Annotated in this window: 19 protein-coding genes and 1 tRNA gene; 7 read left to right on the top strand and 13 right to left on the bottom strand. The window is 61.3% G+C overall.

Features of this window, described 5'->3' with window-relative positions; genetic code table 11:
* Positions 1-23: 23 nt before the first annotated feature.
* Positions 24-1,508 (bottom strand): IMP dehydrogenase, encoded by a 1,485-nt coding sequence (gene guaB / locus J3A65_RS21225; RefSeq protein WP_209903243.1) that lies wholly within the window; start codon positions 1,506-1,508, stop codon positions 24-26.
* 187 nt (positions 1,509-1,695) lie between these two features.
* On the bottom strand, positions 1,696-2,685 hold the full coding sequence (locus J3A65_RS21220) for an MBL fold metallo-hydrolase (RefSeq protein ID WP_062580161.1): 990 nt from the start codon (positions 2,683-2,685) through the stop codon (positions 1,696-1,698).
* A 238-nt stretch (positions 2,686-2,923) separates the two neighbouring features.
* Between J3A65_RS21220 and J3A65_RS21215 the strand changes: the two genes are divergently transcribed.
* Positions 2,924-4,345, top strand: a complete 1,422-nt coding sequence (locus J3A65_RS21215) for an MFS transporter (RefSeq protein WP_209903241.1) — start codon at positions 2,924-2,926, stop codon at positions 4,343-4,345.
* Positions 4,346-4,347: 2 nt separating this feature from the next.
* On the opposite strand, the gene J3A65_RS21210 is transcribed toward J3A65_RS21215, so the two are convergent.
* Together J3A65_RS21210 and J3A65_RS21205 are read right to left on the bottom strand one after the other, a co-directional pair.
* Positions 4,348-5,151, bottom strand: a complete 804-nt coding sequence (locus J3A65_RS21210) for an RlmE family RNA methyltransferase (protein ID WP_062579257.1) — start codon at positions 5,149-5,151, stop codon at positions 4,348-4,350.
* On the bottom strand, positions 5,148-6,848 hold the full coding sequence (locus J3A65_RS21205) for an exopolyphosphatase (RefSeq protein WP_209903239.1): 1,701 nt from the start codon (positions 6,846-6,848) through the stop codon (positions 5,148-5,150). Before J3A65_RS21205 ends, J3A65_RS21210 begins: the two co-directional genes overlap by 4 nt.
* Positions 6,849-7,071: 223 nt before the next feature.
* Here J3A65_RS21205 and J3A65_RS21200 point away from each other — a divergent pair.
* The 3 genes from J3A65_RS21200 to J3A65_RS21190 all read left to right on the top strand — a co-directional run bounded on the left by J3A65_RS21200 (position 7,072) and on the right by J3A65_RS21190 (position 10,091).
* Positions 7,072-7,145: transfer RNA gene (locus tag J3A65_RS21200), tRNA-Gln, on the top strand.
* 501 nt (positions 7,146-7,646) lie between these two features.
* The gene (locus J3A65_RS21195) at positions 7,647-8,276 is read left to right on the top strand and encodes a GGDEF domain-containing protein (RefSeq protein ID WP_245341602.1); all 630 of its coding nucleotides are present in this window, start codon (positions 7,647-7,649) and stop codon (positions 8,274-8,276) included.
* A gap of 48 nt (positions 8,277-8,324) precedes the next feature.
* Entirely contained in the window at positions 8,325-10,091 is a 1,767-nt protein-coding gene (locus J3A65_RS21190; protein WP_209903237.1) for an EAL domain-containing protein, read from the top strand.
* 84 nt (positions 10,092-10,175) lie between these two features.
* Here the strand turns inward: J3A65_RS21190 and J3A65_RS21185 are convergent, their stop codons facing one another.
* From J3A65_RS21185 to J3A65_RS21160, 6 genes are all read right to left on the bottom strand, one after another.
* Positions 10,176-10,481, bottom strand: coding sequence for a hypothetical protein (locus J3A65_RS21185; protein ID WP_062453746.1), 306 nt, complete (start codon positions 10,479-10,481; stop codon positions 10,176-10,178).
* Positions 10,482-10,727: 246 nt separating this feature from the next.
* On the bottom strand, positions 10,728-13,988 hold the full coding sequence (locus J3A65_RS21180; protein ID WP_209903235.1) for an error-prone DNA polymerase: 3,261 nt from the start codon (positions 13,986-13,988) through the stop codon (positions 10,728-10,730).
* A gap of 10 nt (positions 13,989-13,998) precedes the next feature.
* The gene (locus J3A65_RS21175; protein WP_209903234.1) at positions 13,999-15,513 is read right to left on the bottom strand and encodes a DNA polymerase Y family protein; all 1,515 of its coding nucleotides are present in this window, start codon (positions 15,511-15,513) and stop codon (positions 13,999-14,001) included.
* Entirely contained in the window at positions 15,431-16,189 is a 759-nt protein-coding gene (locus J3A65_RS21170; RefSeq protein WP_113166244.1) for an ImuA family protein, read from the bottom strand. The genes J3A65_RS21175 and J3A65_RS21170 overlap by 83 nt, the downstream gene beginning before the upstream one ends.
* Positions 16,190-16,785: 596 nt before the next feature.
* Positions 16,786-17,076 carry a hypothetical protein gene (locus tag J3A65_RS21165; protein WP_062579170.1) on the bottom strand — a complete coding sequence of 97 codons (291 nt, stop codon included), beginning with the start codon at positions 17,074-17,076 and terminating at the stop codon, positions 16,786-16,788.
* A 94-nt stretch (positions 17,077-17,170) separates the two neighbouring features.
* Entirely contained in the window at positions 17,171-18,637 is a 1,467-nt protein-coding gene (locus J3A65_RS21160) for an MDR family MFS transporter (protein WP_174195653.1), read from the bottom strand.
* A 286-nt stretch (positions 18,638-18,923) separates the two neighbouring features.
* On the opposite strand from J3A65_RS21160, the gene J3A65_RS21155 reads away from it, so the two are divergent.
* Genes J3A65_RS21155 through J3A65_RS21145 form a run of 3 tightly spaced genes read left to right on the top strand, consistent with a single transcriptional unit; the run spans position 18,924 to position 22,885 of the window.
* Positions 18,924-20,171, top strand: coding sequence for an FAD-binding oxidoreductase (locus J3A65_RS21155; RefSeq protein ID WP_062453752.1), 1,248 nt, complete (start codon positions 18,924-18,926; stop codon positions 20,169-20,171).
* 55 nt (positions 20,172-20,226) lie between these two features.
* Complete coding sequence (locus J3A65_RS21150; RefSeq protein WP_062579169.1) at positions 20,227-21,585, top strand: glutamine synthetase family protein; 1,359 nt, start codon at positions 20,227-20,229, stop codon at positions 21,583-21,585.
* 1 nt (position 21,586) lies between these two features.
* Positions 21,587-22,885, top strand: coding sequence for an FAD-binding oxidoreductase (locus tag J3A65_RS21145; RefSeq protein WP_209903232.1), 1,299 nt, complete (start codon positions 21,587-21,589; stop codon positions 22,883-22,885).
* A gap of 1 nt (position 22,886) precedes the next feature.
* Here J3A65_RS21145 and J3A65_RS21140 read toward each other — a convergent pair whose 3' ends face one another.
* From J3A65_RS21140 to J3A65_RS21130, 3 genes are all read right to left on the bottom strand, one after another.
* Positions 22,887-23,543, bottom strand: coding sequence for a TetR/AcrR family transcriptional regulator (locus tag J3A65_RS21140; protein WP_062579167.1), 657 nt, complete (start codon positions 23,541-23,543; stop codon positions 22,887-22,889).
* Positions 23,544-23,727: 184 nt separating this feature from the next.
* Entirely contained in the window at positions 23,728-24,249 is a 522-nt protein-coding gene (locus J3A65_RS21135; RefSeq protein WP_184654040.1) for a gluconokinase, read from the bottom strand.
* A gap of 57 nt (positions 24,250-24,306) precedes the next feature.
* Entirely contained in the window at positions 24,307-25,377 is a 1,071-nt protein-coding gene (locus tag J3A65_RS21130; protein ID WP_209903230.1) for an AbrB family transcriptional regulator, read from the bottom strand.
* Positions 25,378-25,502 lie beyond the last annotated feature (125 nt).

The following is a 25,502-nucleotide window of genomic DNA, read 5'->3' as shown; positions in this document are numbered from 1 at the left end:
TGTTGTTTTGGACGTCGCTACGTTCAGGCGCCGGAGCCCGGATAGTTCGGGCTTTCGCGGGTGATCGTCACGTCATGCGGATGGCTTTCGCGCAGGCCAGCACCGGAGATGCGAACGAAGGTCGCCTTTTCCTGGAAGTCCTTGATGTCCTTGCCGCCGACATAGCCCATGGCAGCTTTCAGGCCGCCTGCGAGCTGATGGATGACGCCGGAAACCGGACCCTTGTAGGGCACCTGGCCTTCGATGCCTTCCGGCACCAGCTTCAGGGTGTCGCGGACTTCAGCCTGGAAGTAACGGTCGGCGGAACCGCGGGCCATGGCACCGACGGAACCCATGCCGCGATAGGCTTTGAACGAGCGGCCCTGGTAGAGATAGACTTCGCCGGGGCTTTCATCGGTGCCGGCGAGCAGCGAGCCGATCATCACGGCCGACGCGCCGGATGCGATCGCCTTGGCGACGTCGCCGGAGAACTTGATGCCGCCATCGGCAATGACCGGAATGTCCTGCGCCTGCGCTGCTTCGACCGCCGACATAATGGCGGCGAGCTGGGGAACGCCGACGCCCGCAACGATACGCGTGGTGCAGATGGAGCCAGGGCCGATACCGACCTTGACGGCGTCTGCGCCCGCATCGATCAACGCCTTGGTGCCGCTTGCGGTGGCAACGTTGCCGGCCATGACGCGGACGTGGTTGGACAGCTTCTTGACGCGGGTGACGGCTTCGAGAACGCGGGCCGAATGGCCATGCGCGGTATCGACGACCAGAAGGTCGACGCCGGCTTCGATCAGCCGCTCGGCACGCTCAAAACCATCCTCGCCGACGCCGATCGCGGCCGCGGCGCGCAGGCGGCCCTGCATGTCCTTGGAGGCATGCGGGTTGAGCTGCGACTTTTCGATATCCTTGACGGTGATGAGACCGACGCAGCGGCCTTCGCCATCGATGACCAGCAGCTTTTCGATGCGGTTGGTATGCAGCAGGCGCTTGGCCTCCTGCTGGTCGACGTTTTCCTTGACGGTGATGAGGCCCTGATGGGTCATCAGCTCGTGGATCTTCTGGGCCGGATCCGAGGCAAAGCGCACGTCGCGGTTGGTTAGGATGCCGACCAGACGGCCAGACGCTTCGACGACCGGAATGCCGGAAATGTGGAAGGTCTTCATCAGGGCCAGCGCATCGGCAAGCGTTGCATCCGGGCCGATCGTGACCGGGTTGACGACCATGCCGCTTTCGAACTTCTTCACCTGGCGGACCTGTTCGGCCTGCTCGACCGGCGTCAGGTTCTTGTGGATGACGCCAAGACCACCGGCCTGCGCCATCGCGATGGCAAGGCGGCTTTCGGTGACGGTGTCCATGGCCGACGAGATGATCGGGATGTTCAGCTCGAAATCAGTGGCAATGCGCGTGGCGACGCTGGTCTGGCCCGGCAGGACTTCGGAATGCCCCGGCTGCAGCAGCACGTCATCGAATGTGAGGGCGTCGAGACCGGTCGGCGTTTCTATAATACGAGCCATTGCCAATTCCTTCGATCTTAAAAATGCGGGACCGCTCAGGACCGTGAATACGTCCCGACGTTCCGGCAACAATTGCTTGGAAGTTGGCGAGGGCTGGTAACACGATAATGACAGGAAGGGAACATTTAAAACCCGGAGGCAGTCCCTCCGGGTTTGCATAGCTGTGAATTTACCGCGTCAATATTCCTCAGATATCGAACTGGTAGCTCTTCGGCACGAAGCGGTAGCCGGTTTCCTGCTTTTCGGCGTAGCCGACGGCGGGGAATGGCATGTGGTAGCCGAGGAAGGCGACCTTGTCGGTGGCGATCATGTCGAACACGCGCTTGCGGGTTGCGGCGGCCTTGGCCTTGTCCATGTCGAACTTGACCTCCCAGTCCGGGCGCTGCAGCGACAGGACGAAGTGGTTGGCGGTATCGGCCGTGAGGATCAGGCGCTTGCCCTGCGATTCCACGTTGAAGATCATCATGCCGGGCGTGTGGCCGGGTGCGAGCATGCCGGTTATGCCGGGTGCGACGTCGTCGCCCTCTCCGATGAAGGTCATCTTGTCCGCCAGCGGCTTCACATTGGCGAGCACGGACTTCTGATTGCCTTCAGCGGGTGTTCCGGCTCGGGCACCGTCGACCCAGAAATCATATTCCGTCTGACCGGTGATATAGGTCGCCTTGGGGAAAGCCGGCTTGCCGTCTTCCATCAGGCCGCCGATATGGTCGCCGTGAAGATGGGTCAGGACCACTTTTGTGACATCGCCCGGCATATAGCCGGCAGACGCCATGCCTTCGACCAGACGGCCGGCACCCATGGCATGACCCGACTGGCCGAATCCCGTATCGAACAGGATGACGTCGCTGCCGGTATCAATGAGCGTCGGGGAAAAGCCGTTGACGAACTGATCGGTCGGCAGAAAGTTGTCTGCGAGAAGCGCGCTGACGGTCTCGGCCGACTGGTTGGTTCCAAACGTCTCGTTCGGAGTGCCGGAAGCGCGGGAGCCATCCTTCACCACGAGAACATCGAAGCTACCGAGCTTGAATTTGTGAATGTCGGGAGGGGTTACGCGATCGATTGCCAATTTCTTCTCCTGTGCCAGCGCTTTGCTGCTCATCAGCGCCTGGCCACTCCATATAGCCGGCGCCGCGAGGACGGCCAGTCCGGCACTTCCCAGCAGCGTGCGGCGTTCCATGCCCTTTGGTTCGTCCTTGAACGTCATGATCTCATCCCTCCGTTTGAAAGCTTTCGGGGGTGCACCGAAAATGCCCAAGCCCCGCACACGAATAGATAACAGGCGACAGGCAAAGGGAAACAAGCCTCACGCAGACGTGACATCGTCTCCCGGAAATTGACATCGTGCAATTGGCTTCATGCCGGAACAGGTCTAGAGCGGGGACGTTGAAGTGCGTCGCGTATCGCAGGCCCTCCCCATGAACCGCATCATTCCGCTTATTCTGGCCGTCGCTCTGTTCATGGAGCAGATGGATTCGACCGTCATCGCCACCGCACTTCCCACCATCGCCGCCGATCTCGGCGTCAGTCCGATCACGCTGAAACTGGCGCTGACATCCTACATGGTGGCGCTTGCCATGTTCATTCCGCTAAGTGGCTGGATGTCCGACAAATTCGGGGCAAAGAAGATCTTTCGCCTGGCGATCTGCGTCTTCATCGTGGGCTCGATCCTCTGCGCAATCTCCGAGTCACTGCTGCAGTTCGTGATGTCGCGCTTTCTGCAGGGCATGGGCGGTGCAATGATGACGCCGGTCGGCCGTCTGGTGCTGCTGCGGACGACGAAGCGAAGCGAACTTGTTTCCGCCATGGCGCTTCTGACGATTCCGGCGCTGGTCGGGCCTTTGACCGGGCCGCCGATCGGCGGTTTCATCACCACCTATTTTTCCTGGCACTGGATCTTCATCATCAACGTGCCGATCGGCATCGCCGGCGTGATCCTGACCGGCATCTACCTGCCGCACGTGCCGCCGGTGGAGACGCCTCGAATGGACTGGTTTGGCTTTCTGCTGACCTCGGTCGCGGCCTCCGGTGTCGTCTTCGGCCTGTCGGTGATCGGCCTGCCGGCGCTGCCGCCGGTCGTCGGCATCACGGCCACGTTTGCCGGCTTTGCCGCCTGCATTCTCTATTATTTCCATGCCAAGCGGCATCCGTTTCCGGTGCTAAACCTCACGATCTTCAACGACCGGGCTTTCCGTGCCTCCACCACCGGCGGCACGATGTTTCGCATCGCGACCGGGGCGATCCCCTTCCTGATGCCGCTGATGCTGCAGCTGGGTTTCGGCCTCAATCCGTTTCAGTCCGGCCTCATCACCTTCGCCGGCGCGATCGGTGCGCTGACGGTCAAGTTCCTTGCAAGGCGGGTGTTTGCGATGACAGGCTTTCGAACCGCGCTGATCTTTGCCGGCATCCTTGGTGCAGCATCAACGGCGGTCAACGGGTTCTTCAAGCCGGACACACCCCATATCGTGATCATCGGCGCGCTGCTCGCGGCAGGGCTATTCCGCTCCCTGTTTTTCACAGGTGCCAATGCGCTCGGCTATTCGGAGATTACGGACCAGCAGGCGAGCCAGGCGACGTCCATGGCCTCATTCCTGCAACAGGTGAGCCTGGCACTCGGCGTCGCGTTTGCAGCCTTCATTCTGGAGATGTCGTCGACGTTTTCCGGCAGCCAGCTGGCGCTCGCGGATTTCCATCTCGCGTTCTTTATCGTCGCCGCTGTTTCGGTATTTGCGGTGATCCCAATCCTCAAGCTCGACCCGATGACCGGCGCCGACGTATCGGGACACCGGCGCGGAGTGCGCGTCGGACAGGTAGAGCCGACACCGGGAGCCGGCGAGTAAACTCAGTCCCGGCCGAAGCCCTCGTCGCCCGCCTGTTCCCGCGGATCATCCTGTGCTTCGTCCGCTGCATCATCGCCGGGATGGTCGCCGGCCGCTTCGTTGGCGAGCCTGTGGGCCTGACCTTTGAAGTGTTTTGCAAGCAGGAACATTTCCACCGATTCCTGGCGCGACGAGCCGGGCTTGATGTGGATGACCTGCTTGAAATTCTTCTTCAGCATGTCGAGAAGGTCCTTCTCGGTGCCGCCCTGGAAGGTCTTCGCCAGGAAATGTCCGCCCTCGCCCAGAACCGAGACGGCAAAATGCGCGGCGACTTCACACAGATGCATGGTGCGCAGATGGTCGGTGCGGTGGTGACCGGTGGTCGGTGCCGCCATATCGGACAGGACGACATCCGGCGTGCCGCCGATCGCTTCCATCAGCTGGCGCGGCGCGTCGTCATCGAGGAAGTCGAGCTGCAGGATCTTGACGCCGGCAAGCGGCGCCATTTCAAGAAAATCGATCGCCGCGACGCGCATATCGTCATCGCTGGATTCGGTGACCTTGGCGGCGATCTGCGACCAGCTGCCGGGGGCTGCACCCAGATCGATGATGCGGCGCGCGCCCTTGAGCAACTGGTGCTTCTCGTCGATCTCCAGAAGCTTGAACGCCGCCCGAGCGCGATAACCCTCGAGTTTGGCGCGCTGGACATAGGGATCGTTGATATGGCGCTCCAGCCAGCGGCGTGAAGACGCCTTCAGCTTGCCCTTCTTGACCTTCTGGCCAAGCTTGCGACCGGTGCGGTTGCCGCCAACGGATGGTTTCGTCATTGCTTGCGTCCCGTTTCCTGCGTCTGCCCGTGGCCTGAATTATTCGTCTGATGGTGGCCCTGGCCTGAACCGTTGCCTGACCCCTGGCCGAACCTTCGTCCCCTGCCGCGGCGCCAGACACCGTCATCAGCCATCATATCCGTCAAAAGACCTTCGCGCAGCCCGCGATCGGCAACCCGCATGCGCTGGCTCGGCCAGCGGCGGCGGATCGCTTCGAGGATGGCGCAGCCGGCAAGAACCAGATCGGCCCTGTCAGGACCGATGCAGGCATTGGCGGCACGGCCGGCGAAATCCCATGAGAGGAGCTTTGCCTGCATGGCGGAAACCTCGGAATCCGACAGCCAGAGACCATCGACCTTGCGGCGATCGTAGCGTGGCAGATCGAGATGGACGCCGGCAAGCGTGGTGACCGTGCCGGATGTGCCGATCAGATGAAAGTCCTCGGCACCCTGCTGGTGCGGGGAACCGATCGGCGGGCAATCGAACTTCGACAGCATGCCCTCGACCTCATCGACCATGCCGGCAAAGACGGCGGGCGTGACATCACGGCCGCCATGGCGTTCCGACAGCGTCACGACGCCGACCGGCAGCGAGGTCCAGTGGGTAATGTGGTTGGCGAGCCGCGACGAGCGGCTGTCGCCGATGCGGATGACCGCGATTTCAGACGAACCGCCGCCGATATCAAACAGCACGACGGAGCGGGCCTCGCGACCGACCAGCGACGAGCAGCCGGACACGGCAAGCCGCGCCTCGGTTTCGCGATCGATGATTTCGAGCTCGAGACCGGTTTCCTCTGTCACCCGTGCCAGAAACGCCTCTCCGTTTTCGGCAGCGCGGCAGGCTTCGGTGGCAATCAGCCGCATGCGGCGGATCGGCCGGTGCGCAAGTTTCGACGCACACACGCGCAAGGCATCGACGGCGCGATCCATCGCTTCCGCCGACAGGCGACCGCTTGCAGCCAGCCCCTCGCCCAGACGGACGATGCGCGAAAACGCGTCGATGACCCGGAACTGGCCCGGCCGCGTCGGCTGGGCGATCAGGAGACGGCAATTGTTGGTGCCGAGATCAAGGGCTGCATAGAGTTCGTCGCGGAAGCCTGCGAACTTGTCGGCGCCGGGAGAACCATGGATTTCATGCCCGAGCGCCGCATAACCGGCGTGGCCTGCGGCCGAAACCGTCTTGGCGGTGACCAGCGGTCCCTGCTTGGCCTGCGTCAGCGGCCGACCCTGCGGGCCCCGACCGGCACGCTTCTTCTTGCGGCTCTGATTGCGATCCTGCTGCGGGCCCTGCTGGCGCGGCTGCTTTCCGGCCGGCTTGGCGTCACCGCGCAAGCCTTCGCCCGCCGGCGCATCGGCGCCAATCGGTCGATCGCCACTCTCCGCAGATGGATTCGGCGCATGTGCGGAGTTCTCCGTGACCGCGGAGCGCGAACGGGAGCGACGGCGCTTGCGCTTGCGCGGATGCGGTGAGCCCGGCTCTGGCCGCCCTCCGTCGGACGTGCCACCATCCGGTTTCATGCCGTGCGAGCGTCCGGCCTGGCCGGCCTTTTCAGCCGGGCTTGCGTGCGCCATCGACGCCGCGTCACGGTCTTTGCCGTTTCGCTTCGCCTTGCGGCGCCGGGAGTTCTTGACATCCCTGCGCAGTTCCGCCGACGCCCCGCCTTCCGGCGGCTTTCCGCCGCTATCGGGGTTCATCACTTTATAAGTCCATCTCGCCGCGCAACACTCTGAAGCATGCAGCTGGCGTCTGATCGTTTCGTTGACCTGAAGATAACAGCCTCAGGCGCATTCGCCAACGGCTTTTTAGGGCGCGGCAAGCAGGACCAAAAATGATGTCGATTTTTTTCACAAAGGGTATTTGCAAGCGCCAAGTGTTTGGTTATAAGCGCCGCACACCGATGAGCCACAAAGCTTTTCCTGCTGGGGAATAGTTCAACGGTAGAACGACGGACTCTGACTCCGTTAATCTTGGTTCGAATCCAGGTTCCCCAGCCAATTCTCCCCGACAACAATCGCGGTCGTTGCAAAACTCTCAGCGCCAATGGTGTCGCGTTTGGTTGCGCGTCATTTCTCGGTATTACTTCGCAGCTTCAACTCGTCCACGCGACAATTGCCCGAGAGACCGTCCGGCAATTGGGAACATTATCCGAGCGCAACTTCGAAAAGAGCCTATCGCCAGCACACTCCGTGAGCAGTTCAACCGGTCATGACCCGAGCGGATCTCACTGTCGATGATCCGAACTTGCCGCGCATGGAACAAGCCAAATATGTACGGGTATCTACGTACCAAATCGAAACGATTTGAGTGTTTGATATAGCGCTTTTCTTAATAGGCAGATGCTAATTCAGAAGGTCTGAATCTAGGGTACAGCATTGCCGTTCGTCCACCTTATCCGTCAAGAGACTTCGAGACTGCGTGTGTTTGCAGGAACACTGCTTGGCACAGCTCTTTGCGTTGTCGCCGCAGTATTGGCGGACTCGTTTAATTTCGCGGAGATGTCGCAGGATCATTTTCGTCGCGCACTCGCGACAGACATCCTGCTCCCGACCCTGATCGGCGGGCCTTTCTTTTACTTTCTGCTGGAGAAGATCCGGCAACTCGCCGTGGCCAAGGTGGAGCTGCAGCGGCTTGCTTCGACAGACAGTCTTACCACCGTGCTTAGCCGCGGTGCATTCGAAATGCTGGTCGAAGCCTATCTGGAAAGAGCGCGGGCGGGATCGCTTCCGCAAACGGGATCGTTTCTGATCGTTGATGCGGATCATTTCAAGGCAATCAATGACAGTCACGGGCATCAGGCGGGTGACCAGGCCCTGAAGTTGATTGCTGGGGCTATCAAGGAAACTCTGTCGCCGGCAGATCTTGTCGGACGCGTCGGCGGCGAAGAGTTCGCCGTCTTCCTGCCGGCTGTTGTCGATGACACGGCGTCGCGCACGGCCGAGCTGATAAGACAGAGGATCCGCGCACTGCCCTTCCCCAGGGACGTTGGCGAAGGGCTGCTGTCGGTCAGCATCGGCGGGGCCACCTTCCGCGAAAACACCAGTTACGAAGAACTGTTCAAGACGGCAGATCGCCGTCTGTACGAGGCAAAGGCGTCAGGCCGCAACCTTGTGAGAATGTCAATTTAAACGCCGTCCCAACTTTATCCCGAAAAGACATTACGACTGAGATATTACATGAAAACCAATGAGGAAATCCGTCTCGCCGCTCTGCACTCCCTGAAATTGCTCGATACGCCAGCAAGTGAGAGCTTCGACCGTATCACGCGCATGGCGAGCCAGATATTCGACCTGCCGATCGCGGCCATATCGCTAACCGATTCCGACAGGCAGTGGTTCAAGGCGCGTGTCGGGGTGGAGCACCAGTCTATTCCACGAGACAAGGCGCCCTGTGCGGCAGTGGCCGAGAGTACCGAACTTCTCGTCGTTCCGGACCTGTCCAAGGATGCGCACTACCACGACAGTGTCCTTGCAAAGACAGGCGTGCGTTTTTACGCGGGAGCACCGCTCACGACGCGCGAGGGGCATTGTCTCGGCGCCTTGTGTGTCCTTGGAGCCGAGCCGCGTGAGACCACCGAAAACGAGATTGCCAGTCTCCAGGACCTTGCCGCAATGGTGATGGCCCAGATCGAACTGCAACATGCGTATGGCAGGATCGAGCCGGTCAGCGGGCTTCCCAATCGTACCCAGTTTTCCGAGGACGTGAGCGACCTTCTCAGAGGACCGGCCTGGCGGACGGCCTATACCGGTGTCCTGATCGACCTTGCCGAGACGCGGCAGCTTGACGACCTTTCCCGCGTGATGGGAACAGCCGAAATCGATGCGAAAGTGCGCGATGCCGCACAGCGGCTCAGAGCGATCGTTGGCGGCAAAACAACACTTTATCACGTCTCCACGACGCAGTTTGCGTTCATAAGGGACAGAAATATCGCAGGCCTCGACTGCATGGTTTACCTCAGACAGCTGCTGGGTGACCTGGACGACGAGTCGGACCTCAGATTTCTGATGACGCCGGCAATCGGCGTCGCGCCGCTCAAACCCGACACCACGCCGTCGGATTTCCTGCGTGCCATGAGCAGCGCAGCGCAGGACGCTCGTCTGACAGCGACACATGTCGCGGTCTTTTCACAGGCCAGCGACGATCGCTACCAGCGGAGTTTCCGTCTGCTGCAGGATTTCGACAACGCCCTTCAAGGCAGCGATCAGCTATCGATCGTGTTCCAGCCGCGTGTCAGTTTGCCGGATGGCCATTGCGTCGGAGCAGAAGTCCTCCTGCGCTGGCTCCATCCGGAACTGGGAGCCATCTCCCCCGGCGAATTCGCTCCCATCATCGAGCAGTCTCCACATATAGGCAAGATGACCGCGTGGGTTCTGGATGCCGCTCTGCGCGAAGCCGGCAACCTGAAATCCAGGGGGGTAATCGTTCCGGTATCGGTCAATATCTCGGCGGCAAACCTCGATGAACCGGACTTTGTTCAACGGGTGCAACTGTCCCTCTTGAGACATGGTATCCGGCCGGCGATGCTGGAGCTGGAGGTCACCGAAAGCGCGATCATGAAGGACGCGGCAAACGCGCTGGCAAAGTTGCAGGCGCTTTCCGAGGGCGGGGTCCGACTATCGATCGACGACTTCGGCACGGGCTACAGCAGCCTGTCCTATCTCCAGACCTTGCCGACCACCGTGGTCAAGATCGATCAATCCTTTATCCGCAGCATGGATGATGGCTTTCGCGAAACCAATCTCGTCAGATCGATGATCCAGCTGTCGCACGACCTGGGCTACCAGGTCGTGGCGGAAGGGGTGGAGACGACCGAGGCGGCCGACGCTTTGAGCAAGATGGGTTGTGATGAAGCGCAGGGGTATCTTTTTGCAAAGCCGCTGTCGCCAGCCGCATTTGAAGAATGGTTCTTCGAGAGAAAAATGGAACACCAGATCGCATGCTGATCCGATAGGCTGCCGGCACGAGAAACAGACGATGCCGAATTTCCAACGCGCATCGTGTTTCAAGCGTGTCGGCTCTGCCGGAAGCTAGATCAAGGTCGATGATTTCAAGACGCTGAAACTGTTGTCATGGTGCAATGCTATGACGCCTTCATGTTCCAGGGCGTAGAGCGCGTTCAGAAGTTCGTTTCTTGAATATCCGGTAGTCGCGGGCGTGTTCGCGATCGTCCCGAACTTGACCTGCGATGGCGGCCTGACCCGCAACCGTCTTAAAACATCCGTCACGGCATTGACGACTTCGATACGTGATTTCACGATAGCGGGCCTCCGGAGAACGGTCATCCCATAATCCGTTCTGTCTTCAACAACACCGGAGGGCTGACTTTGATCCATCAAAAAGACATATCGTGAGCATGCGCCCTCTCCCGCATGCGCCTGGTCTACGCTTTCAAGCGGGCATAGCGCCGACGCTATCAACGTCCGCAGTCAGTCCTGGAATGGATGACACGGACGAATTCGTGCGGATACGCAACCCGCCGCTCCAACCCTGTGAGGGAAGCCGTAACCGGCCGGAGCACAGGCAAAACGGGACAGACTTAAGAGCAATATCAACAACGCTGTCTTTGACATCCTTGCCGGTCAATGGAAGTTTCTCGACTTGACCTTGAGCGTGTCGATGTGGAGATCCGGGATATAGATGTCGCGCGTCGGGATGACAGGCTTCGGATTGTCGCGGGGATCAGGCCCGCTGCCATGTTTGGCTCCGTCGCCGCGGCCGTACGGCAAGGGGAAGTCGCCGCCAAGCTCGCCGAGACTGGAGAGATCGCCGGAAAAGTCGAACAGGCGCTGGGCGACCAGATGCACGACCTCGCCTTCGCGCTGTATCCTGCCATGGATCGCCATCATCGAAGCCGACATGACGATCCGGCGCTGCTTCTCGAATAGCGAGGGCCAGACGACGGCATTGACGACGCCCGTCTCATCTTCGAGCGTCAGGAACATCACGCCTTTGGCGCTACCCGGCTTCTGACGCACGAGGACGAGGCCCGCCGTCCAGAGCCAGCGGCCGTCGCGCTCACCCATCGCTTCGGCGCAGGTGACGATCCGCTTTTTCTTCAGTTCCGGACGCAGGAAAGACACAGGATGCGACCTCAAGCTGAGGCCCGTATGGGAATAGTCCTCAACGACTTCCCTGCCCTCTTTCATCGACTTGAGCGACACGTCGGGTTCCTGCATCTCGGCAACGACCCTTGCTTCACGCTTTGCGGCTGCGGCCCATAGTTCCAGCGGCTCGTCGCGCAGCGCCTTGATGTCCCAAAGTGCCTGACGCCGTTCCAGCTTCAACGAGGCTAAGAAGGCATCGGCCTCTGCCAGCTTGACCAGCGACGCTGTCGGCACGCCGGATCGCCGCCACATGTCGTCGGCACTCTCGAAAGGCTGGTCAACACGGGCAAGAACAATTCTGGCAGCATTATTCAGCGGCAACCCTTTTACCATGCGCATACCGAGACGAACCGCGAAGCGGCCGGGCCTTCCGGTCTCCTCCATCGTGCAGTCCCAGCGAGACCGATTGACACAGACAGGCCGGACCTCCACCCCGTGGTTGCGGGCATCGGTGACGATCTGGGCAACGCTATAGAACCCCATGGGCTGGGAGTTGAGGAGAGCGGCGCAGAAGATATCCGGATGATGGCACTTCATCCAGGAACTGGCATAGGCGATGAGGGCGAACGAAGCTGCATGGCTTTCCGGAAAGCCATAGGAGCCGAAGCCTTCCAGCTGGCTGAACGTCCGCTCCGCGAAGTCTTGAGAGTAGCCGTTCTTGACCATGCCGTTGACGAGCTTCTCCTTGAACCTCGACACGCCGCCCGTAAACTTGAAAGTCGCCATGGCCCGACGCAGCTGGTCCGCCTCGCCTGCACTGAAACCCGCACAGACCATGGCAACCTTCATGGCGCTCTCCTGGAAGAGCGGGACGCCGAGCGTCTTGCCAAGCACCGCCTCGAGCTCCGGCGTCGGATACTCCACCTTCTCCTTGCCCTCCCGCCGACGCAGATAGGGATGCACCATGTCGCCCTGGATCGGGCCAGGGCGGACGATGGCAACCTGAACCACGAGATCATAGAAGGTGCGTGGCTTGAGCCTTGGCAGCATCGCCATCTGGGCGCGGCTTTCGATCTGGAAGGTGCCAAGCGTATCCGCCTTGCGGATCATCGCGTAGGTCTTCGGATCCTCCTGCGGAACGTCTGCCAGACTCATCGCTTCGTTCTTGTACTCGGCCAGCAGCTCGAAGGAGCGGGCCATGCAGGACAGCATGCCAAGCGCCAGCACATCCACCTTCATGAACTTCAAGGCGTCGATGTCGTCCTTGTCCCATTCCACCACCTGGCGGTCATCCATGGCGGCGGGCTCGATGGGGACCAGATCATCCAGCCTGTCCTGCGTCAGCACGAAGCCGCCGGGATGCTGGCCCAAATGGCGTGGCGCTCCCATAAGCTGCGAGGCAAGGTCGAGCGCCAGACGCAGCCGGTAGTCGGACGCGTTCATGTTGTTTTCTTTAAGCTGCTTTTCGCCGATGCCATCCTTCGACCAGCCCCAGACGCCGGAGGTCAGTTGACCGATCAGGTCTTCGGGCAGACCGAGCGCCTTGCCCACATCGCGCAGCGCACCCTTGGTTCGGTAGCGGGTGACGGTGGAGCAGAGGGCGGAGCGCGAGCGGCCATAGGTTTCGTATATCCACTGGATGACCTCCTCGCGCCGGTTATGCTCGAAGTCGACGTCGATATCCGGCGGCTCGTTACGCTCCATCGAAACGAAGCGCTCGAACAGGAGGTCTCCTGTTTCCGGGTTGATGCTGGTGATCCCGAGGCAATAGCAGACGGCGGAGTTGGCAGCCGACCCTCTGCCCTGACAGAGGATGTTCCTGGAGCGGGCAAAGCGGACGATGGAAAAGACGGTGAGGAAGTACGCAGCGTAGTTCATCTTCCGGATCAGGTCGAGTTCGTGCAGGATCGCCTTGCGGACCTTGTCGGGAATGCCTTCCGGGTAGCGTGCCGCCGCACCTTCCCAGGCGAACTTGGCCAGCGACTGCTGGGCGTCGAGCCCTGGCACAATTGCCTCTTCAGGATACTGGTACTGCAGCTCGCTCATGTCGAAACGGCAACGCTCGACGATCTCGCGACTTCTTGCGAGAGCTTCGGGATAGTCGGCAAACAGGCGGTGCATCTCCTCCGGCGCCTTGAGGAAGCGGTCAGCATGCCGCTCCCGGTCAAAGCCGACGCTGTCGATGGTGGTGCGGTTGCGGATGCAGGTGACGATGTCCTGAAGCTGTCGGCGGCCGGGCTCGTGGAAGAGCACATCGTTGGTCACCACCGTCTTCACCTTGTGACGCTGCGCCAAGTTCGACAGATCATGCAACCGCAGTCGGTCGTTCGGACGACGCCGCAGGCAGAGCGAAACATAGGCGCGGTCACCAAAGACTGCGGCCACCTTGCGGAGCTGACCCGCATAGACATCGTCCGCCTCATCGGGAATGAGGATCGCGATGAGGCCCTCGCTATAGGCCTCGACATCAGACAGGTCGAGAATGCACTTGGCCTTTCCGCCCCGGCTTTTGCCAAGCGTCAGCAGCCGGGTGAGCCTGGAATAGGCGAGCCGGTCGGTCGGGTAGACGAGCAGCGACATGCCATCCGTGAGGTCGAGATGGCAGCCGACCACCAGGCGCACCCCGGTTGTCTTTGCCGCCTCCCAGGCCCGGACAATGCCGGCAAGCGAGTTGCGGTCGACGACACCAAGGGCGTCGATGCCCAGTGCGGCGGCCGTGGCAAACAGTTCTTCCGCTGAGCTTGCACCGCGCAGGAACGAGAAATGCGTGGTCACCTGGAGTTCGGCATAGCGCATAGTTGAAGCCTTACCCGAAGATGCCGTGGAGGAACCATTTGTGTGACCCCGTGCCTGCATCGACGCCGTCGCCGGCGCGGAAGACCCACAGCCGATCGCCGTGCTCATCCTCGACCACGAAGTAATCGCGCACCGCCTGCATTTCGCGCGGCCGGAGCCACCATTCGCCGAAGATGCGCTCGGGCCCATCGGCACGAACGATGCGGCGGCGCTTGCCGCGCCAGGTGACGACGACTGGCGGCTGGTCGGGCAGGACAGCCATGGTTTCGATTTCTTCGGGATAAGCCAGCAGCCGTGACGGCCGCGGCCACCTGGCTGCCCACTCGGCACCCGTCTCGACGGCCGTCGGTCCGATCCGCCGGAGAGATCGTTCCGGAACGTCGGAGGCGACCGGCGTGATGCGGTAAAGGCGCTGGCCCCGGTTGCCGAGAATATCGACAAGCGGCGTCACATCCACCACCGCCTCTTCCACCAGCGCGTTTGCGACCTGCTTTATTTCCAGCGGCTCGGCCATGACCGCCACCAGCACCATCCGCTCGATGCCGAAACCCGGGTCGATCTTCTCGATACGGTCGCAGAGAAGCTTTGTCAGGCGGGCAGGATCACGCACGGGCTTGGCAAGTCCTGCTCGAAGACACTGGCGTGTGTTGTCGACGCGATGGATGATCAGATCGGAGCGCCGGACGCCCAGCCCCCGCTCCTCCAGCTTTGCGGTCAGTTGCGCCACCAGCCGGCGGACGTATTTTGCAATCGTATCGGACGCACCGATGGGCTCCTGGAAATTGCGCGCCACCTCGACCAGATCCGGCGTGCGCAACGGATCGATGGGTTCTGCAAGACGGCCGAAGAGCTGATCGAGACGGCGTCCGACCTCCGGACCAAATCGCAGTGTCAACGGCGCACGCGGCAGTGCCGACAGCTCTCCTACCGTGTCGATACCCAGGATGCGCAATGCCTGGATCGTATCTGCCGCAAGCCGCAGACAGTGGATTGGAAGTCCGATCACGGCCTTGGTGACATCACCGCGCGGCACCACCGTCGTTTCGTTCGTCGTCAGTCGCGCCAGTGCATGCGCCGCGCCCCAGGTATCGGCGACAGCGGCACGTGCCGTCAGGCCCTTGCCGCGGAGACCGTTGACAACGCCGGAGATCAGCAGCTCTTCACCACCCTGAAGGTGATCGGCACCTTCGGTATCCATGACGATGCCATCCGTTCCATCCACGGCAACGACGGGGCTGTATTGACGAAGCGCCCATAGCGCCAGGCGCTCGACGGCTGCGGCGTCGGCAACGGGATCGGCGTCCACCATATGAAGGTTGCCAATCATCGCCTGTGCCTTGCTGGCAGCCATGCCGACTTTGAGGCCCAGCTTGCGGGCAGCCGTATCGGCTGCCGATATCCAGCGTTTCGAGCCGCTGCGCGAGACCACGACCAGCGGCTGGTCAACCGACACGGCTTCCTCGCCATGCCGACGTATCCGATCCGTTGCTAGATAGGGGAAGTAAACAGACACGACCCTCGGCATCGCAGGCTCCTAACTCAAACTCGGCACATTGCCCCGCCTTTACCCGCATCAATTCCGCCAGCCACCTCGCCCGTCCCACGCCGGCGACAGGAAGCGGCTCGGACGGCAGGGTGCTGATCCTCCAGCGTGTTGTGGACGCCGTCGGCTGACCGTAGTCGGAGGCCTCCGTCTGCCGTCGCCAGCGCCGGACGACCAGGCCGAGCGTCCCCGTCTTCTCGGCAGCCAGTTGAAGACGCCGCGACGCGGTCATCGGCAGCCTCACCAGTTCCCCGACGACGGCCGCCAATCCCCCGAAGGACAGCCCCTCTTCCATCGAGGCAAGCACGTCCTCCTCCTTATCGGCTTCGCAATAGATGACGCGGTCGGGGTGAAGCCCGGCCTGCGACAGCGCCGGCGCAAAGAGATCCGGCCGGGTCAGGCACCAGAGAACCTTTCCCTTGGCCCGGGCCGCAATACCTGCCGCAAACAGGGCGGCCGCGGCACCATCGATTGTACCCGCCCCGCCGCCTGCAATTTCATGCAAGGCGCCATAGGCAAGCCCCCCGCCCGGTAATCGCTCGTCGACGTCAGGCACCCCGAAGGGCAGCACAAGCGCCTTGCGCGACACGCTGCCTTCCAGATGCGCAATCCGGTCTCTCAGTTCCTCGACAAGCCTTGAGGCAGGGGCATGCGACATCGTTCACGGCCCTCCTCAAGGTTCGCGTTGCACAGGACTTCAAGTCCCAAAGAATGTTGGTGTTCTGTTTCTGTTCCGACGCGACAGAAGAGTCAAGCGGGGTCAGAACGGGATAGCTCTCGGCATTTTAGCGCCGGTGAAGATTCATCGTTCTGAATCAGCTTTGTAGGCGGCTTGAGAGGCTCGATGGAGTGCTTGAGATTTTTTGCATGTTCTTGATCTTAGCTGGGGCGACACGAAAACCGTGAGAACTTTCCGTTCTCAAATCGCCAATCTGCATATCAAGAATGTAACGGCGATGTGTGGCAGAGCCTAAGGGATGAACACTCGCGCTCAAACGGAACTATGGCCGTCTGCGGCCATCCGCCCACGAGCCGCCGCCCTTTGGCTCTTTCCCATTCCCGCAGACACCAAGGAGCACAACGCTACCATCTGCGCCATCGCCGAGGAACTCGACGTTGGATTTGCAGGCGTTCAATGTCAGACGTTTTGTATAGGAGACCAGTGAAGGCTTGCCGCATCAGGTGGCGTCTTCTCCACTGCGAGAGAATGCGGGAGGCGGGCAAGGTTGCCCGTCGCCCGCCGTGCCGCCGTCCTCAGTGGATCGCGGTGCTGACGATCCGGTAGGGGTGTTCGGCCTCATATTCGACCATGATCTGGACGGCCTGTTCGAGAACCTGTTCGGCTTCCTCGACGTGATCGCGTGCAAGCTGATCGGCGTTGATGAAGATCGCTTCGGCCATGTTGCCGGAGATCGCAGCGAACTGGCGGTTACCTTCGACCAGGGCTTCTCTGGCAGCGCCTTCAAGCGCGTGCGCCATGGTGATCAGCGCGTCTTCGCGCTCCTCGATCGTCAGGTCCCGGATTGTCTTTGTCATCTGCTGCATCGTGCCACCCACCTTAATAGTCGTTGTGACGATATCGGTCCCGATAGGGCCCCGTTCACAGCGAAATGGGCATGTTGGCGCCAGATTTCAAGGTTCAGGCCCGCACGGGCTCGTCCTTGTGGACGGCATCGCGGGGCACGAACAGGCAAGCGGGCACGATCAGGACGGCAAACAGGAGCATGGTCAGAAAGGTCGCGTGCAGGCCGTCCTGCAGCGCAAGGCGAACCGCTTCGGCATCGCCACTCACGAGACCGGTTCCGTTCAGGAGAGCACGCAGCTGGTCGGTCGTGATCGCCTGTCCGCTGGTCGTATGGACAAGGCCCCAGCTCAGAACCGCCCCGAGAATCGCCGCGCCCAGCGTGCTGCCGAGGTTGCGGGAAAACACGTTCGACGCCGTGGCACTGCCGCGTTGCGAGGCCGCGACGCTTCCCTGGGTGAGGATCAGTGCGCCGATATTGAGAAGGCCCATGCCGAAGCCCATGACGAGCGAGCCGGCACCCGCAAGCACCGCCGAACTGGATGGCGTCAGCAGGGTCAGGAGGAAGGTTCCCACGGGGACGAACACGGCGCCCACCAGCATGATCGGCCGCAGCCCGAACCGGGTGAAGTTCCGCGAAGCGATCGTTGCGCCGCACGGCCATCCCAAGAGAAGCATGGTCAGCGCAAAGCCCGCCACCAGCGGCGACTGGTTGAGCACGGTCTGCACATACATGGGCAGGAACGTCGTGAGCCCCATGATCGCCATGGAGGCGAAGAAGACAGAGATGTTGGCGGCCGCAATCGGCCGGTAGAGCCAGAGATCCGGCGCGACCATCGGTTCTTCGACGCGGCGCTCCTGCCAGATGAACAGCGCAAGCGACACGGCGAACAGGACGAAGGAGACGATCGCGGACGTCGACAATCCGGTCTCGGAGACCGTGAGGCCAATCATCAGCGCCGAGATGGAGACGGCAAACAGCACGGCGCCCAGGATATCGATCGAGACCGTCCGGGTGTGCTTTTCCTCGTGGTAGAACAGGATGAACGCTGCGGCAGCGGCGAGACCTACCGGCACGTTGATCCAGAAGATCCAGGCCCAGGGCAGGTTATGGATGATGACGCTGCCGAGCAGCGGGCCAACCACGGCCGAGAGCGCCCAGACGCTGGCCAGATAGCCCTGAACCTTTCCACGCTGGCTGCCCGGAAAGAGATCGGCCACCACCGTCATAGCGACGGGCTGAATGGCGCCGGCGCCGATGCCCTGGAGCAGTCTGAAGGCAATCATCGACGGCATCGACCAGGCAAATCCGCAGAGGATGGAGGCGACCAGGAAGACGGCGATGCCAGCCAGCACGATCGGCTTTCGCCCGTAGATATCGGAAAGCTTGCCGAAGACGACGGTCAGCGCGGTCTGCGACAGGAGGAAAGCGGAAAACACCCAGCTGTAGAGATTGAGCTGCCCGAGCTGGGCTGCGATCTGCGGCATGGCGGTGGAGACGATGGTCGCTTCGATGGCGATCATCGCCATGCTTGCCATGATCGCGGCTACGACGAGCCCGCGATGTGAGACTTTTTCAGACATGAATGAATCCGAAGCCCTGACGGAGGGCGCGACAAGAGAGAAATTCGGCGGTCGCGGCAGGATATTGCGTCTGCAAAGCGTGCATCTGCAAGTTCTGGTGGCCGTCAGTGCGTCATCGACTTAGGAGCGCAAACTTGGTTGCGTCAAGCTATATTTGATTTAGATCAAGTTCCACAAGCGCTCCTCACCCCTTGGATATCCAGGCGACCGCTGCAATTTTCATTTGCGCTGCGCCTGACCCGGCGTCATGGTGACCTGCTCAGTTATCTCATATGGATTCAATATCATGGCAGCGGATGTGATCGTTCTCGGCGCCGGCATCATCGGTGTTTCGACGGCTCTGCAATTGGCGCGACGGGGAAAATCGGTCGCCCTGGTGGACCGCAGGGAGCCCGGGATGGAAACCTCCTACGGCAATGCCGGCCTGATCCAGCGCGAGGGCGTTGTCCCCTACAGCTTTCCCCAGCAGTTCGCCCAGATCCTGCGCTATGCCAGGAACAACCGCATCGACGCGCATTTTCACTGGAGCGCGATGCCGTCGGTCTCCTCGTTTCTGGCAAAATACTGGTGGCATTCCAATGTGCCGAGGCATGAGCTGATCGCCCGCGCCTATGCGCCGCTGATCGAGCATTCGATCGCCACCCATGACGAACTGATCCGCGAGGCGGGCGCCGAGGATCTGATTGCCAAGAACGGCTGGCAGGAAGTGTTCCGCTCGCAGGCCAAGCTCGACGAGACGGTGCGCGAGGCCGACCGACTGAAGCGTGAATACGACCTTTCCTTCAAAGTTCTGACGCCTGCGGAACTTGCGGTTGCGGAACCCAATCTCTCCGACGATTTCATCGGCGCGCTGAAATGGGAAGACCCGTGGGCGGTCAAGGATCCGCTCGCGCTGACGCGTGCCTATGTGGCGCTGTTCGAAAAGCTTGGCGGTCGGGTGCTGACGGGTGACGCAAAGAGCCTTTCGAAGACCGCGACCGGCTGGCGCATCATTGCCGGCGAAGGCGTGGTCGAGGCGAAGGATGTCGTGGTCGCACTTGGTCCGTGGTCGGACACGGTGACCAAGCCGCTCGGCTACAATTTCCTCGTCGGCGTCAAGCGCGGCTACCACATGCATTATGCGCCAAAGGGCAATGCGAAACTCAACGGCTGGACGATGGATGCAGAGCGCGGCTATTTCCTGGCCCCAATGAACCAGGGGATCCGGCTGACGACCGGTGCCGAATTTGCGCGCCGCGATGCGCCGAAGACACCGGTTCAGCTTGCCCGCGCCGAAGCTGTGGCACGCGAGATCTTTCCGCTTGGTGAGCGGCTGGACAAGGAGCCCTGGATGGGTGCCCGCCCCTGCACGCCGGATATGATGCCTGTCATCGGCAAGGCGCCGCGTCACGACGGATTGTGGTTCGCCTTCGGCCATGCGCATCACGGCCTGACGCTCGGTCCGGTCACGGGTCAGGTCATCGCGGAAGCGATGATGGGCGAAAAGACCCGGATCGACATATCCGCTTACAGGCCGGAGCGGTTTAACGTCTGACCCTCTTCTTCATTTGGTCTAGCGGCAGGAGAAAGTCTGGGCTACCGGTGTTTTCATGGATACGATCGATACAGCCCGGACCTTTCTCGATGACAATCCCGATATCGAGGTTCTCGAAGCCTTCGTGATCGACGTCAACGGCGTGCCGCGGGGCAAGTGGATCCCGCGCGAACGAGCGCTCGACGTGCTTTCGAAGGGCATGGCGATGCCGCGCTCGGTCTACGCGCTCGACGTCTGGGGACGCGACGTCAATGCCGCGGGCCTTGCGGAGGGCACCGGTGATCCGGATGGCATCTGCTTTCCCATCGCCGACACACTGTCGCGCGTGACATGGCTGAAGCGGCCAACGGCGCAGGTTCTACTGGGCATGAACGAGCAGGACGGGACCGGATTTTACGGCGATCCGCGCCAGGTGCTGGCGAATGTTCTCAAAGGTTTCGAGCGGATCGGCCTGACGCCGGTCGTGGCGACGGAGCTGGAATTCTACCTGATCGACCCGATCCGTTCGGCGATCGACCCGGTGCGGCCACCGAATTCACGCGAGGGCCGCTGGCATACGGGCCAGACACAGGTGCTCTCGATTTCCGAGCTGCAGGATTTCGAGGATGTCTTCCACGGCATCGCCTCCGCAGCGAGGGCGCAAGGGATACCGGCCGATACGACACTGCGGGAAAACGGCCCGGGCCAGTATGAGATCAACCTCAACCACGTGCCAGACGCGCTGAAGGCTGCCGATTATGCGGTGCTCCTCAAGCGGATCGTCAAAGGCGTGGCGCGCGCCAACGATCTCGACGCGACGTTCATGGCAAAGCCCTATGGCACGCAGGCCGGAAGCGGCATGCATGTGCATTTCTCGCTGATCGATAGCGACGGCCGCAATGTCTATATGGGCGAGAACGGGCCGTCCGAGGCGCTGTTTCATTCGGTGGGCGGGCTTTTGGAAAACATGGGGGAAAGCATGGCGGTGTTTGCCCCGCATGCCAATTCCTACCGGCGCCTGCGCCCTTCCGAACATGCCCCGACCTATGCCTCCTGGGGCTTCGACAACCGCTCGGCCGCCGTGCGCGTCATCACCGCGTCGAAGCCGGCGACCCGCATCGAGCACCGCGTTGCAGGTTCCGACACCAATCCCTATCTTGTGCTGGCGATGATCCTCAGTGCAGCCCTTGCCGGCATCAAGGAAAAGCGCAATCCGGGCGGGGCGATTACCGGCGACGACCATGCGATCAGCCACGAACCGCTGCCGACCAACTGGGACTATGCGCTGCAGCAGTTTTCCCGCTCCACGTTCGCCTACGCGACGCTCGGGCCGAAATACCGGTCGCTCTACACGGCCTGCAAGCAGCAGGAGCTGTCGGAATTTTCTCTGCGGGTGACCGACGTCGAATACGACGCCTATATCAGGACGGTGTAAGATGGCTTTCAAACCCGCAGACAATCCCCGCCACGCCAATTCCTGGTATGCCGCCTCGGCCAATGACAAGCGTGTGCGCCCTGCCCTCGAGGGCGAGATCGAGGCCGATGTCTGCGTGATCGGCGCGGGCTTTTCCGGCATCTCGGCCGCTCTCGAACTGGCCGAGCGCGGCTATTCCGTCGTGGTGCTGGAGGCCGAGCGGATCGGCTTCGGCGCGTCGGGCCGCAATGGCGGGCAGATCGTCAACGGCTATAGCCGCGATCTGGAAACGATCGCCGGACGCTACGGGCGCGACAAGGCCGTGCAGCTTGGCGCGATGTCGCTCGAAGGCGGCGAGATCATCCGCGGCCGCGTGGCGCACTACGGGATCGACTGCGGTCTCGTGCCCGGTGGTTTCTTCGCGGCCTTTACGGACAAGCAGGTGCGCGAGATGGAGCTGCACAAGGCCGTCTGGGAACAGCACGGCCATGACGGGCTGGAGATGGTCTCGAAGGCTGACGTCGGGCGCTATGTGAAAAGCGACCGCTATGCCGGCGGCATGATCGACAGGAAGGGTGGCCATATCCATCCGCTCAATCTCGTGCTTGGGGAAGCGGCAGCCGCCGAAAGCCTGGGCGCGCGGATTTTCGAGGGATCGCGGGTGGTGGGCATCGACCAGACGGCAAAGCCCGTGGTCAGAACCGACAGGGGCCGCGTCACCGCATCCTATGTACTGGTGTGCGGCAACGCCTATCTATCGCCGCTGCTGCCGGAGATCCATGGCAAGATGATGCCGGTTTCGAGCCAGGTGATGGCGACGGAGCCGCTGGATGCGGGCCTGATCGAGAGCCTTCTGCCCGCAAATTACTGCGTCGAGGATGCCAATTACATTCTCGATTACTATCGCCGCACCGCCGACAACCGTCTGCTCTACGGTGGCGGCATCGGCTATGGCGGCAGCGACCCGAAGGACCTGACGGGCGTGATCCGCCCGAACATGCTCAAGACCTTCCCGCAGCTGAAGAATGTCAGGATCGACTACGCGTGGAGCGGCAACTTTGCCCTCACGCTGACGCGCATTCCGCATGTCGGCAAGCTTTCCGACACCGTGTTCTTCTCGCACGGCGACAGCGGTCACGGCGTGACTACCACGCATCTGCTCGGCAAGATCCTGGGCGAAGCGGTGGCCGGCCATGCGGAGAGGTTCGATACCTGGGCATCCCTGCCCAACCTACCCTTCCCGGGCGGGCGGGCGTTTCGCGTGCCGCTCACCGCGCTTGGAGCATGGTGGTACGGCATGCGGGACAAACTCGGGCTGTAGCTTACAACGATACGGGAAAACTGCCTTTGAAGTAATAGGTCGACTGTGCCCGCACGATCGACTTGAACTGTGCAACGATTTTGGCTGCCTCGTCTTCCGTCACCATCAGCGCCAGACGCAATGTTGCCGCGGCCATGTGGAACATAAGAAACAGTGTGCGGGCGTAGTTCTCCCAAAGCTGTTCGCTGACGAACCGCTTGGTGATCTCGAAGAAGAGGTCGGCCTGGAAGCGGGTTTCGGTAATGTCACGGTCTGCCAGCGCCTTGTCGGCCTGGATGGCGTTCAACAGATCCTGCGTCGACGGCTTTTCGCGCATGCGGGTGTAATAGAGGTCGAAAAGAACGTCCGTTGCATCCAGCGCGTCTTCAGCCGTCGAGATCTGCGGAATATGTCCGACGATGATACCGCGGACTTCCTCGACATAGCGCTCATGGAGCATGGCGATGATCGCCGACTTGTTGGGGAAATACTGGTAGACGGAGGCGATGGGACCGCCTGAAAGAGACGCAATCTCCTTCATCGTGACCGCATCGATACCCTTTTCGCCGATCAGCTCCATCGAGACCTTCAGGATATCATCAATGCGTTCGCGGCTTCTTTCCTGTTTCGGTACCCGACGAAGTGAACTCCCGCCTGCACTCTGCATCGAATCTCGCATCCGCAACTCTCTCCGTACGCCCTGTTGCCTATACTGGACGGGGCGATAAGAGAGGCACCTGGCAGCATAGTTACATTATAAGTTTGCGTTGTACGGCAAGTCAGGCATGTCGGATCACCGAAAGCATTAGAATTTTGAAAATAATTCGACACTCAAACAGTTTATCTTGAATTAGGATCGCGTGTCATATCGTATCCGTCAGCCCCGCTACGGCATCTGCCACGATGCGGTCGAGCGTGGCGTCAATGTCGACGGTCACGACGCCTGCTTCACCCTCGGGGCTTTCCAGCGTGGCGAGCTGGCTTTGCAACAGAGACGTCGGCATGAAATGGCCCTTGCGCTCGCCCATCCGGCGGCTCAACAGCTCCTGGCTTCCTTTGAGAAACACGAAGGTCAGTTTGCCACCCGCAGCGCTGCGCAGCCGTTCGCGGTAGACGACTTTCAGTGCAGAGCAGGTCACCACGAGGTCTTCTGAACGCGCGAGAGCCTCGGCGATCTTCTCGCCGATCACGTCGAGCCAGGGCCAGCGGTCTTCATCGGTGAGCGGAGTTCCCTGCGCCATCTTGTCGACATTGGACTGCGGATGCAGACTGTCGCCTTCCATGAAGCGGCAATTCAGGCTCTCTGCCAGACGCTCAGCGACGGAACTCTTTCCAGCGCCGCTGACGCCCATGACGATGATGGCTCTGCCAGCCTGTTTGCTCATTGGTTGCTCCTCTTTGATATCGACAGCCGGTCTCCTTCAACCGCATTGAGCGACAGATCACAAGTCCCGGCGATCTTCAACGCCAGTCGCGGACTTGCCCGGACCCGTTTCATCGCGCCCGAGCGCAAACGGCATCAGGATCGACAGAAAGATCAGGCGCAGGACGTGATGGGCGCCGACATAGGTCGGGTCGGCATGCAGCATGACCGCCATCGCCGCCATGGTCTCCAACCCGCCGGGCGAAAACGCGATCAAGGCCGCATCGAGCGGTATGTCCAGGACATACGAGACGGTGCCGGCCATGGCCGCCGCCATGACCGAGACGATCACCGTGACCACGAGGCCGGATACGAGGGCTGTGCGCACCTCGAGAAGCGAGATGCCGCAAAAGCGCGTTCCGATGTTGGCGCCGAGAAGGATATAGACGGGGACAATGAGCCAGGAGGGAACGCCACCGGTGGCGAACGATGTCACGTGGGTTGAGATCGAAACCAGTGTGCCGGCGAGCAGAAGGGCTGCGGGAAGCTTCCAGCGCAGGAAGAGCATGCCGATGACGGTCGAGATCGCAAGGATGCCCAACAGCATCGGCAGGTCCATCGCGATGACCTGAGCGACACTATCTCCGCCGCCAAGATCGAATGCTGTGACAATCAGGGGCACGCTGATGGTCAACAGAAGGACGCGCACGCTCTGGGAAATGCCGACCGTTCGCTGGTCGCAACGCATGTCAGCGGCAAGACTGAGCACGTAGCTCAGATGTCCCGGCGAAGCTGCGAGGAAAGCCGTGGTGCGGTCGTAATGGAAGAAACGCTGCATGACCCAGGCCGCGACGTAAAGCAGGGCCGTGACGGTAACTATGACCATCACGAAGCTTAGAGGCCAGCGCTTGATCGCCACCAGGATGTCGGGCGTGACGGTCGCCCCCATCGAGATGCCGATGACGATGAAGCAGCCGTTCCGGACGATTTTCGGGATCGAGAGGGTGAGGCCTGCGATACCCGCAAGCGACACGGCCAGCGCCGGACCGATCAGATAGGGAGCGGGGAAGCCGATCATCGCGGCGATCAGCGCACCGCCGGCACCGACCAGCGCGGTCAGGGCAAATTCAAGCAGTTGGGAAAAGGGCATGGCAACGAATATCTGGGTGACCACCCGGAGCCAGGCTCAAGGGGCCATCAATAAAGGAAACGTTGCCTACTCCTAAAGAAGACAGCCCGGAGGTCAACCTGCCGGGCCGCTAAACTGATGCTGCG

This window comes from Rhizobium sp. PvP014 (assembly GCF_017876855.1).
In the GTDB taxonomy this organism is placed as follows: domain Bacteria; phylum Pseudomonadota; class Alphaproteobacteria; order Rhizobiales; family Rhizobiaceae; genus Neorhizobium; species Neorhizobium soli.
This window is presented reverse-complemented; position numbering and strand designations above follow the sequence as displayed.